The 14,740-nt window shown below is 45.0% G+C and carries 14 protein-coding genes; 6 read left to right on the forward strand and 8 right to left on the reverse strand.

The genetic code is table 11. From position 1 onward, the window contains the following. Positions 1–154 precede the first annotated feature (154 nt). The 6 genes from QUB70_RS27885 to QUB70_RS27910 form a co-directional block, all read right to left on the reverse strand. On the reverse strand, positions 155–949 hold the full coding sequence (locus tag QUB70_RS27885; protein ID WP_332984800.1) for an IS4 family transposase: 795 nt from the start codon (positions 947–949) through the stop codon (positions 155–157). 196 nt (positions 950–1,145) lie between these two features. After that, a complete protein-coding gene (locus QUB70_RS27890) occupies positions 1,146–1,616 on the reverse strand; it encodes a GNAT family N-acetyltransferase (protein WP_332984802.1) in 471 nt (156 codons plus the stop codon). Beyond that, positions 1,616–2,245, reverse strand: coding sequence for a type I restriction endonuclease (locus QUB70_RS27895; RefSeq protein WP_332984804.1), 630 nt, complete (start codon positions 2,243–2,245; stop codon positions 1,616–1,618). The genes QUB70_RS27890 and QUB70_RS27895 overlap by 1 nt, the downstream gene beginning before the upstream one ends. 43 nt (positions 2,246–2,288) lie before the next feature. After that, positions 2,289–3,338: a DUF1611 domain-containing protein gene (locus QUB70_RS27900; RefSeq protein WP_332984805.1), complete on the reverse strand. Its 1,050-nt coding sequence runs from the start codon at positions 3,336–3,338 to the stop codon at positions 2,289–2,291. A gap of 79 nt (positions 3,339–3,417) precedes the next feature. Then, the gene (locus QUB70_RS27905; RefSeq protein WP_332984806.1) at positions 3,418–4,221 is read right to left on the reverse strand and encodes a Uma2 family endonuclease; all 804 of its coding nucleotides are present in this window, start codon (positions 4,219–4,221) and stop codon (positions 3,418–3,420) included. A 31-nt stretch (positions 4,222–4,252) separates the two neighbouring features. Continuing rightward, positions 4,253–5,332 carry a dipeptide epimerase gene (locus QUB70_RS27910; protein WP_332984808.1) on the reverse strand — a complete coding sequence of 360 codons (1,080 nt, stop codon included), beginning with the start codon at positions 5,330–5,332 and terminating at the stop codon, positions 4,253–4,255. 121 nt (positions 5,333–5,453) lie between these two features. On the opposite strand from QUB70_RS27910, the gene QUB70_RS27915 reads away from it, so the two are divergent. Together QUB70_RS27915 and QUB70_RS27920 are read left to right on the forward strand one after the other, a co-directional pair. Continuing rightward, positions 5,454–6,167, forward strand: a complete 714-nt coding sequence (locus QUB70_RS27915; RefSeq protein ID WP_332984809.1) for a hypothetical protein — start codon at positions 5,454–5,456, stop codon at positions 6,165–6,167. A 48-nt stretch (positions 6,168–6,215) separates the two neighbouring features. Beyond that, positions 6,216–6,662, forward strand: coding sequence for an NADAR family protein (locus tag QUB70_RS27920; RefSeq protein WP_332984810.1), 447 nt, complete (start codon positions 6,216–6,218; stop codon positions 6,660–6,662). A gap of 454 nt (positions 6,663–7,116) precedes the next feature. Here QUB70_RS27920 and QUB70_RS27925 read toward each other — a convergent pair whose 3' ends face one another. After that, positions 7,117–8,016 (reverse strand): hypothetical protein, encoded by a 900-nt coding sequence (locus tag QUB70_RS27925; RefSeq protein WP_332984811.1) that lies wholly within the window; start codon positions 8,014–8,016, stop codon positions 7,117–7,119. Next, complete coding sequence (locus QUB70_RS27930; RefSeq protein ID WP_332984812.1) at positions 8,009–8,278, reverse strand: hypothetical protein; 270 nt, start codon at positions 8,276–8,278, stop codon at positions 8,009–8,011. The genes QUB70_RS27925 and QUB70_RS27930 overlap by 8 nt, the downstream gene beginning before the upstream one ends. 406 nt (positions 8,279–8,684) lie before the next feature. Between QUB70_RS27930 and QUB70_RS27935 the strand changes: the two genes are divergently transcribed. The 4 genes from QUB70_RS27935 to QUB70_RS27950 all read left to right on the forward strand — a co-directional run bounded on the left by QUB70_RS27935 (position 8,685) and on the right by QUB70_RS27950 (position 14,663). Then, the gene (locus QUB70_RS27935) at positions 8,685–11,333 is read left to right on the forward strand and encodes a tetratricopeptide repeat protein (RefSeq protein ID WP_332984813.1); all 2,649 of its coding nucleotides are present in this window, start codon (positions 8,685–8,687) and stop codon (positions 11,331–11,333) included. Between the two features lie 226 nt (positions 11,334–11,559). Then, a complete protein-coding gene (locus QUB70_RS27940) occupies positions 11,560–12,234 on the forward strand; it encodes a Uma2 family endonuclease (protein ID WP_332984814.1) in 675 nt (224 codons plus the stop codon). A gap of 112 nt (positions 12,235–12,346) precedes the next feature. Next, the gene (locus QUB70_RS27945) at positions 12,347–13,696 is read left to right on the forward strand and encodes a 16S rRNA (cytosine(967)-C(5))-methyltransferase (protein ID WP_332984815.1); all 1,350 of its coding nucleotides are present in this window, start codon (positions 12,347–12,349) and stop codon (positions 13,694–13,696) included. Between the two features lie 61 nt (positions 13,697–13,757). Continuing rightward, a complete protein-coding gene (locus QUB70_RS27950; protein ID WP_442927840.1) occupies positions 13,758–14,663 on the forward strand; it encodes an IS4 family transposase in 906 nt (301 codons plus the stop codon). The last annotated feature ends 77 nt before the right edge of the window (positions 14,664–14,740 follow it).

Genomic DNA, 14,740 nt, shown 5'->3' on the forward strand with positions numbered 1-14,740 from the left:
ATAAAGAAGTCAACTTTTCACTATTTATACCGTTTGGCATCCACCAATGTGGTCACTATAATAATACGCTCAGCTCGGAAACCACGGCGTTTAATTCGCAGGCATACTTCTCGGACGATAAAACTAGACGGTAATGCCTCGAATTCCTCAATAGTCATATGTTGGGACACTGTTGGGGCTTATTCCAGACGACTTTGCGATCGCCAATTCCCAACTTCTTTCCCCGTCTAAAGTCAGTTTTACTGAGATGATTTTTCCGAAAAACAGCATCGGCGCCTCGCTCTTTTACTAAGACTAAATCGACATAATTACCATAAGCTTGATCCGCCAATATCACATCGTCGGGGGCTAAATTTGCATAAATTAAACGGCTCATCACAATCTCACTGCTTGCTAAGGAAGCTATGCCAGCAGATACCACAGCCCCTGTCACCAATGAAAAGAGTACCACCATTTTAGCGATGGGAAATCCACACCCTGGTTTTTGATTGCTGTGTTGCGGATACTCGGCTTGATTTTCAGCAGTATCACTCATCAACACTGTTGTCCCATCTAGTACCCGCACTCGTCGTCCACACCATTGTTGTTCTGTTGGAACTTGCTTTTCTAATTCCTCTGCCACGAATGGTACTAACTGTTCAACAAGTCTCGACGGTAGTCGTCCACGAGCTTTACTGTATGCCCCTGTATCTGAAGAAGGAGGCACCGCCCCGGCTGCACTCAGCCAGATGCCCATACGCTTCACGGCTTGACTCAAACTTTTGTCTGGATCTAGCACCTGGGATATCATCGCCCATAAGGTCACTATCGGTGTGTAGACGCTGCTGTAATACCTCACATTCTCATTCGCTAGAAGCTCTTGGACTTTAGACTCTGGTAGCAGTCCCTCCCACGGCAAAGCAATGCTCTGCAAAAATTGTTGTTTGAGAATAGACGCACGATTTGGCATTGCCGGGAGAGAGATTTTTGTGTTTGTAAGGCAATGATCTATATATATATTGCCTTACAGATTTTTTTTGCTCACTTTTTCAGTGCCATTGCACTAAAGTCCTGACTACGAACCGAGGCTGTAATCGCCATTATTCAACAAATCGAACTTAAAATCAATTCATAAATTCAGAATCTTAAATTCATAAAAGTCATAATTAGAGAAAATTTTCTCGATACTGCATAATTGTTACAGGAATTCTGAATAAAATTTTAGCTAACTGAGACAAACCGAACTTGAATTTAAGCGACTGCGGCAATTCTTGTACGGAAACTTCTACGAAGCCAAAGCGAGTATAAAATGATGCGAGCCGCTTTCCCAAACATTCTAAATATAGCGGTTCTGTAGCTTGTTCAATTAAATATTTTGTGAGGTAGCTTCCCAAACCTCGATCGCGCCAATCTTTCGCCACCACCAAACTGCCCAATTCTTGCGCGCCCGCAAAGTTCCGCAACTGTCCGCAAGCTGCCAATTTTCCCTCGCATTCGATGACCCAGAATTGCTGCCAGCGCAACTGAGTTGGATCGAGTTTTGCGCTCCAAACTAACATTCTAATTGATTTAATATCTTGCTCCGACGCTTGGCGTAGAACGCATTCTTGGGGTAAGGAAACAGGAATTTCAGTCATTAGTTATAGTTGGAAACTACAGCAGCAATTCGTTTGAAAATGCGGAATACCTCGTAAAAGTCCTGGGCGCGATCGATTACGAACTCATAAGATAAAGCGTACTGCGGAGTGTCTTGTTTAATCAATTTAAGGAATCTGAAGTTGCTGCCATTTGTCAGAAGCCCAAAAGTTGGTCTGTCTGGATTGGGGTTACTCAGCATATAAAAGAGTAGCTGGGGAAGTCCTGCCTCAAGGGAGTATTGAGCTCGCTTGGCTTCGATCGCCACAACCCAAAAAGATTCAATTAAAAGCAGAATATCAATGCTTCCTCTGACAAGTATACCTTCATCCACCGTAAGAAGTTCCACCGATTTTTCGGACTCTATGTGAAACGGAGTTAGGAAAAAATCTGCTAAAAATAGCAAGGGAGCCAGTACCACCATTTTCACGGTATCTTCTATCATGGGGTACTGGGCACTGTTAATATAGCCAACCTTTATTTTGTCTAGATATCGCTTTTCTTCATCAGTAATTTCTGGTAAATCGTCAATCCATTCTCGGAAAAATTGCTCGTCTTCAGACAACTGTAGATTAAATTTTGTTTTGACATCGCGCAGTGTGAGTGTTTTGGCTTGAATTGATTGTGTCATAGTTTTCAGTAGCTATTTGCTAGCTGGTGTTGATTGTAGCATATCAACTGTCGATCGCCCCCAGCAACACCTCCGCACCAAACCGCACCGGATCGGTACAAGGCAATCCCGTTTCTGCTTGCATTTCAGCTATTGCTAACAGCGCATCTGCCTCATTTAAGTGATGAGTATTGAGGGCGATCGCGCTGACTTTTGCCCCAACAAAAGCACCCGCAGCCGCCGCCACCATTTCGTACAATTCAGCCACTTTCGATAACCTGGGAATTGCTACGTGCGGGTGATGGCGAAGGTGAATTTGTCCGGCTCGGTGCGCTAAAATTAAGTGAGTTGGCTGCGTACCCCGCAACAGCGGCAGAGTCGCCGTCGAACCCGGATGCAGTAGCGAACCTTGCCCTTCTACGTGCAGAATATCGCATTCAGAACCCAATTTTATCACCGCTTTTTCGACAGCACCGGCAGCGAAATCAACTCGCACTGCATCCAAAGGAATGCCGTCATTTCCGATCATTAAACCCGTTTGTCCGGTTGCTAAAAATTTGGAACGCAAACCCCGCTGCAAGCAAGTGCGGTTGAGTTCTAAACTGGTTGACATTTTGCCAACGCTCATATCTGTGCCGACAGTTAATACGCGGCGGCAGCTTAATTTAGCGGCGGCAGCAGAGGCGATCGCCCCGATATTTTCTGGTTCCTGACGCACGTCCCAAATCCACTGATTTTCAGTTAAAGGCACTGTTATCAGAGGTGCAATTTTGGTGTGCAAACCGTTGACAACTGACAAACCGGCTGCTACGGCTTGATGAATTTCTGCCATCCATTCCGCAGGCAAAACACCGCCGGAAGGAGCAATTCCAATTAGCAGAATATCCGGCGCAAATTGCAGTGCTTCTACAACGGAAGCAACTATCGGTACTTGTTGAGGAATGCCAGTTAATTCCGGCAAAGATTGTCCCGGACATTGGCTGTCAATTACTGCTACAATTTCTGCTTCGCTGTAGCGCAAAAAAGCTAAGCCTGTTTTGCCGGAATGGCCGAGAATTCCATCGTGCAGCAAAATTGCAACTTTGCCATTTTTGATGGGATAGTTTGGAGTCATTGGTTCACTTTTAAGATAGGCGATTTTAGATTTTAGATTAGATTAGATCGAAAATCTAAAATCTAAAATCGATTGGGTGTTAGCTGTGATTGGGGTTCAGGGTAAGATCATTCGGATCTTCTCCCAATTCTCGCAATCTGGCCTCTAGTCGCGAGGCTCGCTGGCGTTCCTGTTCGGCTTGTTGTTGAGCGGCTTCGGCTTGTTGTTGAGCGGCTTCGGCTTGTTGTTGAGCGGCTTCCTCTGGCAACAAAATTAGATTGCCGGATTCGTCGTAAAAACGCACCCAGACTGCTGGTTCTCGATCGACAATTCCTTCCCAAGTACCCAACCAAAAACCTAACGTTTCGCACCACAGCCAACCCCGCTCGTTGGGCACTAACGGCTGATAGCGCAGGTTGCCATCTAAACGCCATCCTTGCAAAGAATTCGGATCGAAAGGATCGAAAACAAAGTAATCAGGCGTTCTAAAAATCTGTTCGTAAATATCCTTTTTTTTGCCTATATCCTGACTAGCAGTTGATGGTGACAACAATTCCAAAATGATATCCGGGTAACGTCCATTTTCATCCCAAACTACCCAACCTTGTCGGGAAGTAGTGCCGTCAACACCCAACACAGCGAAAAAATCCGGCCCTCTAAAATCCTGATTCCGAACCTGTTTAACGCTGTAATAAATAAACATATTACCACCGACAAAAAAATCGTTTCGGTGAGCTAAACCTTGTTCTAAGGAACGGATTAAAACAGTCATTGCTATACGGTGGCGGTTGCTTTCCATTTCTGCACCATCATCAAAAATTAAATCAGTCGGCGGCTTGTGTTTTTCAAAGAAAAGCTTGGCTTCTCGATCGATTCCCTGTCCTATTGATTCTACTGGTATCATACTATCTCCAGATTTGTTTTGAGCGATACTTCTATTCTACAATGTCAATTCGCCGAACTCCCAATCCCGATCGCCCATTTGGCAGCAAACACCCATTTTCTATGGTTGCACCGGTGAAAGGATCGTCTATTAAATTTAAGTGACTGTCCAAATCCAAATAGTCAGCTAGGGGTGAAAGTTGTGCTGCTGCTGTATTTGCGATCGCGCTATCGGAATAGCAGCCGAACATCACTTGCAAATTGCAGGCTTTTGCTGCGTGAATCATCCGCATTGCTTCGGTCAATCCGCCTGACTTCATCATTTTGATATTAATGCCGTGGAAGCAGTGCGCCAACTTAGGTATATCGGAACTATTAAAGCAACTTTCATCGGCAAAAATTGGCAAGGGCGATTGACGGTACAGTTCTGAGAATTCCTCCATATCTGCGAGGGGTGAAAGCGGCTGTTCGACATAATTTATCTTGTATTTTTCCAGCCAGTGACACATCTCGGCTGCATCTCTTAAACTCCAACCGCCGTTAGCATCTACACTGATTTGAATGTTAGCTGGTGCTTCGTCTAGCACTGCTATTAACATAGCTTTGTCGGCTGCGATTCCTTCTGGATTTCCTAATTTGATCTTGACGGCGCGGTATTTGATGCTTGCTGGATCTGTCGCATCTTTACCAAACCAATCGCGCACTCTTTCTCTTGCACCAGACGGCGAATTAATGCCGATTGTGACCGAGGTGGGGACGGTGCGCGATCGATCTAAGCCCCACATTTTCCACAGCGGCAAGCCTGCTTTTTTGCCCAGCCAGTCGTGCATTGCCATGTCGATGCCGGCGCGGGCGGCTGAGGGTAAGTTGACCTCTGTTAATACTTGTTCGATTTTTTGGCGATCGAACGGGGTAAACTTTTCTAGCAGCGGTGCAACTTCCTGCAATGCGGCTAGCAGAATTTCGGTAGTTTGGGGTCTAGAACCTGTGGAAAATGGCGAAGCTTCTCCCCAACCTTCGAGGCCTTCGTGTTCTAGCTTCACCCATAAATTGGTACTTTGGGCTGTTGTACCGCGGCTGATGGTAAGGGCAAACCGCTTGCGGACAGTGAAGGTTTCAATTTGAATGCGCATTGTCAGCGATCGGTGATTTTTTGTAGATAAAAATCGGAGGTGGCGGATTGCGCCGATCTTCCCATTTTTAACTTTTTACTTTATAGTTTTATTTTGCTTGTTCTAGTTTATCAAAAAGTTGATGCAATTCCTGATTTCTGTTTCGCCGAAGAGAGTTGCGTTCTCTCTCAGCCTTTGGGTGCTCTTCTTTGCTTTTGCTGGTTGCACTGTAAAAGTTTTGCGATACGTTTTTAACAATCGCGAACGCTGGATGAGTTTGTTTGATTTAGACGCAGAAATAAATTATCCTTCGTGGTACTCGTCATTTACTTTGCTGTTTTGCGGGATTTTGCTAGGTATTATTGCTGTTGCTAAGAAGAAGCAGGGCGATCGGTATTTTCGACACTGGAAAGCGCTGGCGTTCATCTTTGTATTTTTATCTTTAGATGAAAATTTGAGCCTGCACGAAATATTAATTATTAACGACTTGCGAAAGGCACTGCATTTAGGGGGATTTTTTTACTTCATTTGGGTAATTCCGGGGGCGATTTTTGTTGTGCTTACTGGGCTGGCTTATCTCAAGTTTCTCCTGCACCTACCCCGGAAAACCAGGGATTTTTTTCTATTGGCAGGCACGGTATATGTCGGTGGAGCGCTTGGCATGGAAATGGTTTGCGGCTATTATGCAGATGTGGCAGGTCAGCGAAACTTGATCTACGGTTTGATGGCTTCTGTTGAGGAAATTTTGGAAATGGTAGGGGTGATCGTATTCATTTACGCCCTGCTGTCTTACACCGGTTCCTATCTTGAAAATATTGATTTGCGGGTGAAGATAGTGGATAATCAAGAGAGGTAAAGTTGACGCTAGACCAAGATTATTAGGGCGGTTGAAATCGGAGACCTTATGACTATCTACTTCTACAACACTGGCAGCGAATACGGTAGTTTCTCTAACTTTTCCCGTCATGGATTCGAGTTAGACGGAGAATACTGGCCAACTAGCGAGCATTATTTTCAAGCACAAAAGTTTCCCGAAACGGCTAACTGCGACCAAATTCGCGAAGCAAAAACGCCGAAAGATGCAGCGAAAATGGGGCGCGATCGCTCTCGTCCCCTCCGCCCAGATTGGGAACAAGTCAAAGACGATATCATGCGAAAAGCTGTACTCCGAAAATTTGAAACTCATGCCGATATCCGCGAAATTTTACTCGCTACTGGCGATGAGGAAATAGTCGAAAATGCACCGGGAGATTACTATTGGGGTTGCGGGAAAAATGGCAGCGGCAAAAATATGTTGGGACAGATTTTAATGGAAGTGCGAGAGATTTTGCAAAAACGCACGTCAGAATAAAACAGAACTTAAATTTATTACGATAAAGCAGGACTTATTTAATCCTAAGTCCTGCAATCCTCCTAAGCGAGCATTTCCTCAATTTTCTTAAACAGCGAACTTAAAAATCGGTCTGAGCAACTGTCAAAACCTGTGCCAATCTCGTCAGGCTGTTCTAGTAGAGGGTTTCGCCTCTCCTCAGAGACTGCGAAGCAGGGGAAACGGTAAAAACCCTGCACCACTTTTTTTGTTTTAACAACTACTCTTAACCGGAATTAACTTTTATCGTCGCAAGTACAGCATTGTTAACCAGTCGCCTCCCTGACACCGTTCTCCTAAGATTGGCGATTGACAGGTAAAACCGCAAAACACCTGTTCTGGTTAAAATTTATTTTTTATTTATGCTGTATCTTTAATATTGTGTACGATTTGTGGAAACTGTTAGCTGTTGTACAGAATTCTTTACATTTTTGATTTATTTGGATACAATCGCGCCGATCTGCCGCAGTTGCTGTTGAATTCGGTTAAATTCTTTCTGTTCTTCGCTTAGCAAAGTATTGTCGATCGGCGATCGCATATCCCACTGCAATTCGGACAATAACAACAAACAGCCAGCCATAATTATTCCTGTGGTTAGATATTGCCAAGGTGCAACAAAAGTTAATAGAGGGATGCTAAATAAATGAGTTAGTCCGATCGCGATAAAAGTGCGCGATCGCAAACCGAGTCCCGTACAAAAATAGCCGATCGCGCTCAACCCCAACCACAAATCGCAAAGGTGCAGCAACAAACCTCCCCAACCGGCAAAAATACTGCAATCGGTCAGCACCAAACCAGTTATCATCAAAATCGCCCAAGAGTAAAGAATCCAGCTAACTCGCTCGACTCTTACCCAAAACAAAGTCAAAACAGCCATTCCCGCAGTGCCAATTAGAGTCAAAGTTGACCACAGAATCGCCTGAAAGCTCCAACTGATGGGGACAAACTGAGCCGTAAAAAAAATCCCCCCTGTCACCAAACCCCAAAGCAGAAAAGTTTGGTCGATGCGGGTATAAAGTCCCGAGAAAAGAGTAATATTTCCAATTTGCCAGCGGAGTTGCAACAGGCCTTCGCGGTCTTGTACGTCGAGATGTTCCTGTTTGCAGCGGATTAGGGGTTCGGAGGCGTTGAAAAAGGTCATCCAGTGTTGGGGAAAGTATGAAGTTTTGTGTATTGTAACAAGTCTTAAAGCATATTTTTCAGATTTTTTCTTGTTCCCCGGCTCAGCCTGGGGGCGTAGATTGGGAGGTTCTGCCTCCCGCGAGTCTAAGGCTTGCGAGGCAGAGGCTGCGTTAAGCTTTGGACTAACGCAGCCTTGAGATTTGAGTTCAAGCAAGTCTCCAATTCTTATCTTTTGGAGAATAAATGAAGGCAACATTCACAAGAATTGAGCCATCTTTTTTGCCTGTAGAGTAAATTTGCCACGTACCTGTGGGAACCTGCCGCAGATACGGTTTATTTTTCCTTAGCCGATCGTAGATTGAGCTTTTTGAGCATTTGGTATATTCGGCGGCACGTTCAACATTGCAGCCCATTTCCACCAAAACTGCGATCGGCTGGGTGAACAGATTGAGCTGTTCGCTGTTATAATTAGTCATCAGAAATCCTCGGTCTATATAGACCATAAACAACATGAGAGTCCTACTGGTTGCAGCCAGTGGCTCCCGAAAACTAATAAGCGATCGAAAGCGTCTCTAGTAAAAGCTAGGGGCGCTTGTTTGCTTGTTAAAGGCAGTCTAACACTGCTTTGCAAAATATACAAGAATATACACCAAATTTGACGTATCTTTTTTGAACCTATGGTAAATTAGACTTATAACTTTTCCAAGCCTTGTATAACAAGCATTTTCTCCTTCCCGGCTCTGCCTGGGGACGCTGATCCGGAGGCTCTGCCTCCTGTTTTCCTTCGCAACCGACGAGGCAGAGCCTCTAGATATCGGTTCCCAGGCTCTTCCGGGAAGTTGAATAAAAGAGCCGGGGAACCAGTTAAACCCAATAGATATTATGAAAAATACATTTATCTCTCGATTTACTCCTAGCTTGATGTCACCAGAAACCCTGGAAGCTATCTTAGTACAGCGTCACGCATTAGCAGAACGTTTAGTAGAGCTAATTCGGGTGAGCGCCCTAACAGATAACAAGCATTTTCAACTACTAATAGGGCCGCGCGGCATTGGCAAAACGCACTTGGTTTCACTGATTTATAATCGCGTAGCCAAGATGGAGGATTTGCAGGAGAAATTGCTAATTGCGTGGCTGCAGGAAGAAGAATGGGGGATTGCATCTTTTTTGGATTTATTGCGGGGAATATTCCGGGCAATTGCTAAAGGATATAAGAAGGCCGAATATCAAGCTGAGTTACATGATGATGTTGAAAAGCTTTATGATTTGTCGCCGGAGCAAGCTGAATTTAAGGCAGCAGAATTGCTGAGAGACTTTGTTGGCAAGCGGGTGCTGTTGTTGATTGTCGAAAATTTAGAGGACGTGTTTAGCGGCTTGGGGGATTTCGGGCAGAAGCAGTTGAGGGCGTATATTCAAAATTATTCATTTTTGACAATTTTGGCAACATCACAAAGTTTGTTTGATGGAGTCAAGCTCTCTAATAATCCTTTTTATAATTTTTTTGATTTACATGAATTAGATGAGTTTAAGCTCGATGATGCTGTAGCTTTATTAAATCATATTGCCAAGTTAGAAGGTAATAGTGACTTAGCATCTTTTATTCAAAGTCCAACAGGGCGCGATCGCATTAAAGTTGTGCATTACCTTTCTGGTGGCAGTCCTCGCGTCTACATTGTTTTTTCGGCTTTTCTGATGACTCGTGAATCGCTCGATAAATTGGTAGAACCGTTCATGGAGATGCTGGACAGCCTCACGCCATACTATCAGGATCGGATGAAATATTTATCAAATCAGCAGCGAAAGATTGTTGACTTTTTGTGCGATCGAGGTGGTGCAGCACCAGTAAAACAAATTGCTAAACGCTGTTTTATTGAGCAGCGAACTGTATCTAGCCAACTTAAAGATTTGCGAGATAAGGGTTATGTAAAAACTGAGGAGATTGGACGGGAATCGTGGTATGAATTGCGGGAACCATTGATGCGTTTTTGTCTGGAGGTAAAGAAGCAGCGAAATGAACCGATTCGATTAATTGTAGATTTTATTCGGCTTTGGTATACGCGGCAAGAATTGCAGCAGCGATTGGGATTGAGGATGGCGGAGGTTGATTTGGCGGAGAAAGAAAGTCATTTTATGTATCGGCAAGGTTTGAAACCGATTCCACCTGATGCTGTGATGGAACGAGAATATTATACGCGGGCGCTTGAGGCTATTGAGAGAAATGAGGAAGACCCGCGTCTGAAGGCTTATTTTGATGAAATTGGAAATTGTATCGAACTGAAAGACTATGTTTCGGCTTTAGAATATGCGGAAAAATTGGTAACAAGTCGGGGTGAGGCCAAGGATTGGGTACAAAAGGGACGCTGTTTAAATAGCCTGGAACGCTACGATGAAGCCTTAGAATCTTACGATCGGGCGCTCAAACTTGATGCTAATAATCAGTTGGCTTGGGCTAACCGAGGCTATGTACTCAACAAAATCAAACGCTATGAAGAAGCCTTAGTATCCTACGAGAGGGCGATCCAACTTGATACCAATTATCTGTGGGCTTGGGCTAATCGAGGGAGTGTACTCTACAACCTCAAACGCTATGATGAAGCATTAGCATCTTACGATAGGGAGATCGAACTTGATGCTAATAATCAGTTGGCTTGGGCTTTACGAGGCTATTTGCTCTACAATCTCAAACGCTATAATGAAGCTTTAGTATCTTACGATAGGGAGATCGAACTTGATGCTAATAATCAGTTGGCTTGGGCTAACCGAGGCTATGTACTCAACGACCTCAAACGCTATGAAGAAGCTTTAGAATCTTACGATATGGCGCTCAAACTTGATGCTAATAATCAGTCGGCTTGGGCTTTACGAGGCTATGTACTCTACAACCTCCAACGCTACGATGAAGCTTTAGAAGCTTACGATATGGCGCTCAAACTTGATGCTAATAATCTGCATTTTTGGGTTTTACGAGGCCTGGTACTCACCCACCTCAAATGCTACGATGAAGTTTTAGAATCTTACGATCGCGCGATCGAACTTGGTGATCAAGATTCCTCTGTCTTCTTCAACCGCGCAATGGCCATTCTCGGATTAAATCGCTGGGATGAAGGCATCGCCGCCTTAGACGACGCATTCCAACGCTTTGAACCAGACGATGAAGCTGAGGCGGAAGATGCCGATTTAATTATCCGCAACCTGTTCATCAACACGCACGATATAGCGATATCTCAAACTCGCATCACCAGCCTGATTGCAGTTTACAAAAAATACGAATATCTCTCAGTCTTAGGACAGGGAATTGTGCGAAACATCCCCGCGCTAATGTCAGAAATGGTAAGCGACAAAGCCACCCGCACTTGGTTAGAATTGTGGCGAGAATTAACCAGCAAATACGAAGAATTCCAAATTCCCATCCGCCTGCTGAATGCGGCTGTCCGCTATAAGGAAACCAAGGGCGACAGACGAGTTTTGCTAGAACTTCCCATTGAAGAACGCAATTTATTAGAACCGTTGGTGTCAACAAAACCAGAATAGGCGATTAGAAATTACGGTGACGATATCGGCCCCGGCGATTGGAAATCGCGGCTACACAAACGATGTCCGTCTCCGCGGACGGAAAAAAGGAAATTCAACCCGCGGAGGCGGGTTTTGTATGTGTAGACGCGGTTTCAACCGCCGGGTTTCTCCAACCCATGAACGTGGGTTTTGTTGAAATAGGTATAAAATAGAAATTGATGATACTAGCAAAGGACTCATCCCCATGACCGCAACAATTCCCACTAAAACCTCAGCAGAAATCATCTACCCCGACAGCGACGGCAAACCCATGTCAGACAATACCAAACAGTTTGAACTAATTGTCACCATTCAAGGCGGAATAGATGCTTTATACAAAGACAACGAAAATGTCTTTGTAGCAGGTGATTTGCTGTGGTATCCCGTCGAAGGCGATAACAAAACTCGCCAAGCACCTGATACGATGGTAGTGTTTGGCAGACCGAAAGGTTACAGAGGTTCCTACCAACAGTGGCTTGAAGATAATATCGCCCCGCAAGTTGTCTTTGAAATCCTCTCGCCGGGAAATCGGATGGGATTACTGTTTAAGCTGTTTAATTTCTACCAGGATTATGGAGTCGAAGAATATTATGTCTACAGTCCAGAGGATAATGAATTAATAGGTTGGCTGCGTTCTGATGGAAAACTAAACTATATTGAATTAATGGATGGTTGGGTGAGTCCGCGTTTGCAGATCCGTTTTCAAACTGCATCGGGAGACTTGGAAATTTATCGGCCTGATGGACAGAAGTTTTTGTCTTATGTGGAGTTGTCAAAACAAATGGAACAAGAACGGCAAGATAAAGAGTTAGCACAGCAAAAAGCCGATCGCCTTTCCGAGAAATTGCGAGAAATGGGCATCAATCCCGACGAAATCTGAACAACGTGCGATGATTTAATATACCTCTTCAGTCCGCGTCGGCGGGCTTCGTTTGTGTACGCGCGATTTCTATCGCCGTCTTATCTGAACCGTATTATATCAGCAACCAACTATGCAAAATCCCCGCCAAATAGCTTTTCTCGCACTCCGCGAAGTCCACCGTCGCGGTGCATTCGCAGATGCCGCACTCGATCGCGCTTTCGGCAATTCTCAACTCAACGACCTCGATCGGCGTTTAGTCACAGAATTAGTGTACGGTAGCGTTAGGAGAATGCGATCGATCGACTTCATCATCGACAAACTAGCCACAAAAAAATCCTCCCAACAACCGCCAGACCTCCGCACCATCCTGCATTTAGGCCTCTATCAACTCCAATATCTCAACAATATTCCCCCCTCCGCCGCCGTCAACACCACCGTTCAACTAGCAAAAGAAAATGGCTTTGCAGGACTCAGCAGTTTTGTCAACGGTTTGTTGCGGCAATACATCCGTTTAACAGAAACCGACTTAAACCCATTAACAATTACTAACTATAAATCATCAGTCGAACGCCTCGGAATTCTGCACAGCTTCCCCGAATGGCTGGTGAACTTGTGGATCGAACAAATAGGCGAAACCGAAACCGAACAACTCTGTGAATGGTTCAACCAATCCCCCACAATTGACCTGAGAATCAATCCCTTAAAAAGCTCGATCGCCCAAATCGAGACCGCCTTCCAAGCCCAGAACATCTCAACCAGCAGAATCCCCCATTTACCCCAAGCATTAAGACTAAATAGCAGCACCGGCGCAATCCAAAACCTTCCCGGATATAGCGAAGGTTGGTGGACAATCCAAGATAGTAGCGCTCAATTAGTCACCCATTTACTCGATCCACAGCCAGGGGAAATCATTATCGATGCCTGCGCTGCGCCCGGAGGGAAAACCACCCACAGCGCTGAATTAATGCAGGATACAGGCACTATTTACGCCTGCGACAAAACCGCTAGCAGACTTAAAAAACTTACTGAAAATGCCGATCGACTCCAGATGAAATCCATTAAAATTCATACCGGAGACAGCCGCCACTTCCCAGAATTTATCAACCTAGCAGACAGAGTATTATTAGACGCACCTTGTTCCGGCCTCGGAACCCTCCACCGCCGCGCCGACGCCCGCTGGCGCCACACGCCCGAAAACATTCAACAACAATCTCAACTGCAATCCGAATTGCTAGCAAATGCAGCGACATTTGTCAAGCCCGGCGGCATATTAGTGTATGCAACTTGCACAATTCATCCCTTGGAAAATGAAACAGTTATTCGATCGTTCTTAGACAGCAATCCTAACTGGCAAATAGAACCGCCAACAATTGATTTACCCGTACAGCCATCACCCGAAGGATGGGTGAAAGTTTGGCCGCACAGACATCACATGGACGGCTTTTTTATGGTGAGGCTAAAGCAATTGAAAAAGGAGTAAAGTCCAATGGCACTGAAAAAGTGAGCAAAAAAAATCTGTAAGGCAATATATATATAGATCATTGCCTTACAAACCAAAATATCTCTCTCCCGGCAATGCCAAATCGTGCGTGCATTCTCAAACAACAATTTTTGCCCTGGTTGCCTCACCTTGGGAGAAGCTGCTGCCAGAAAAGTTAGTCCATTCGCGAATAGCGAATGAGAAAATCACCTACTACCAAAGCATCTACACACCGATAGTCACCTTGTGGGCGATGGTATCCCAGGTACTCTCTCCCGACAAAAGCTTGAGTCAAGCCGTGAAGCGGATGAGTACGTGGCTCAGTGCGGCCGGAGTCAAGCCTCCTTCCTCTGACACCGGGGCATACAGTAAAGCTCGTAAACGACTACCATCCAAACTTGTTCAACAGTTAGTACCCATAGTCGCAGAAGCTCTAGAAGCGCAAGTTCCCATAGAACAACAATGGTGTGGACGACGGGTGCGGGTACTAGATGGGACAACAGTGTTGATGAGTGATACTGCTGCTAATCAAGCCGAGTATCCGCAACACAGCAATCAAAAACCTGGGTGTGGATTTCCCATAGCTAAAATGGTGGTACTCTTTTCATTGCTGACTGGGGCTGTGGTATCTGCTGGCATAGCATCCTTGGCAAGCAGTGAGATTGTGATGAGCCGTTTGATTTATGCAAATTTAGTCCCAGAGGATGTGATATTGGCGGATCAAGCTTATGGTAATTATGTCGATTTAGTCTTAGTAAAAGAGCGAGGCGCAGATGCTGTTTTTCGGAAAAATCATCTCCGTAAAACTGACTTTCGACGGGGAAAGAAGTTGGGAATTGGCGATCGCAAAGTCGTCTGGAATAAGCCCCGGCAGTGTCCCGACCACATGAATATTGAGGAATTCGAGGCATTACCTTCTAGTTTCATCGTCCGAGAAGTATGCCTGCGAATTAAACGCCGCGGCTGACGAGCTGAGCGTATTATTATAGTGACCACATTGGTGGATGCCAAACGGTATAAATAGTGAAAAGTTGACTTCTTTAT

Origin of the sequence: Microcoleus sp. A003_D6 (genome assembly GCF_036702825.1) — a bacterium.
In the GTDB taxonomy this organism is placed as follows: Bacteria; Cyanobacteriota; Cyanobacteriia; order Cyanobacteriales; family Microcoleaceae; genus Microcoleus.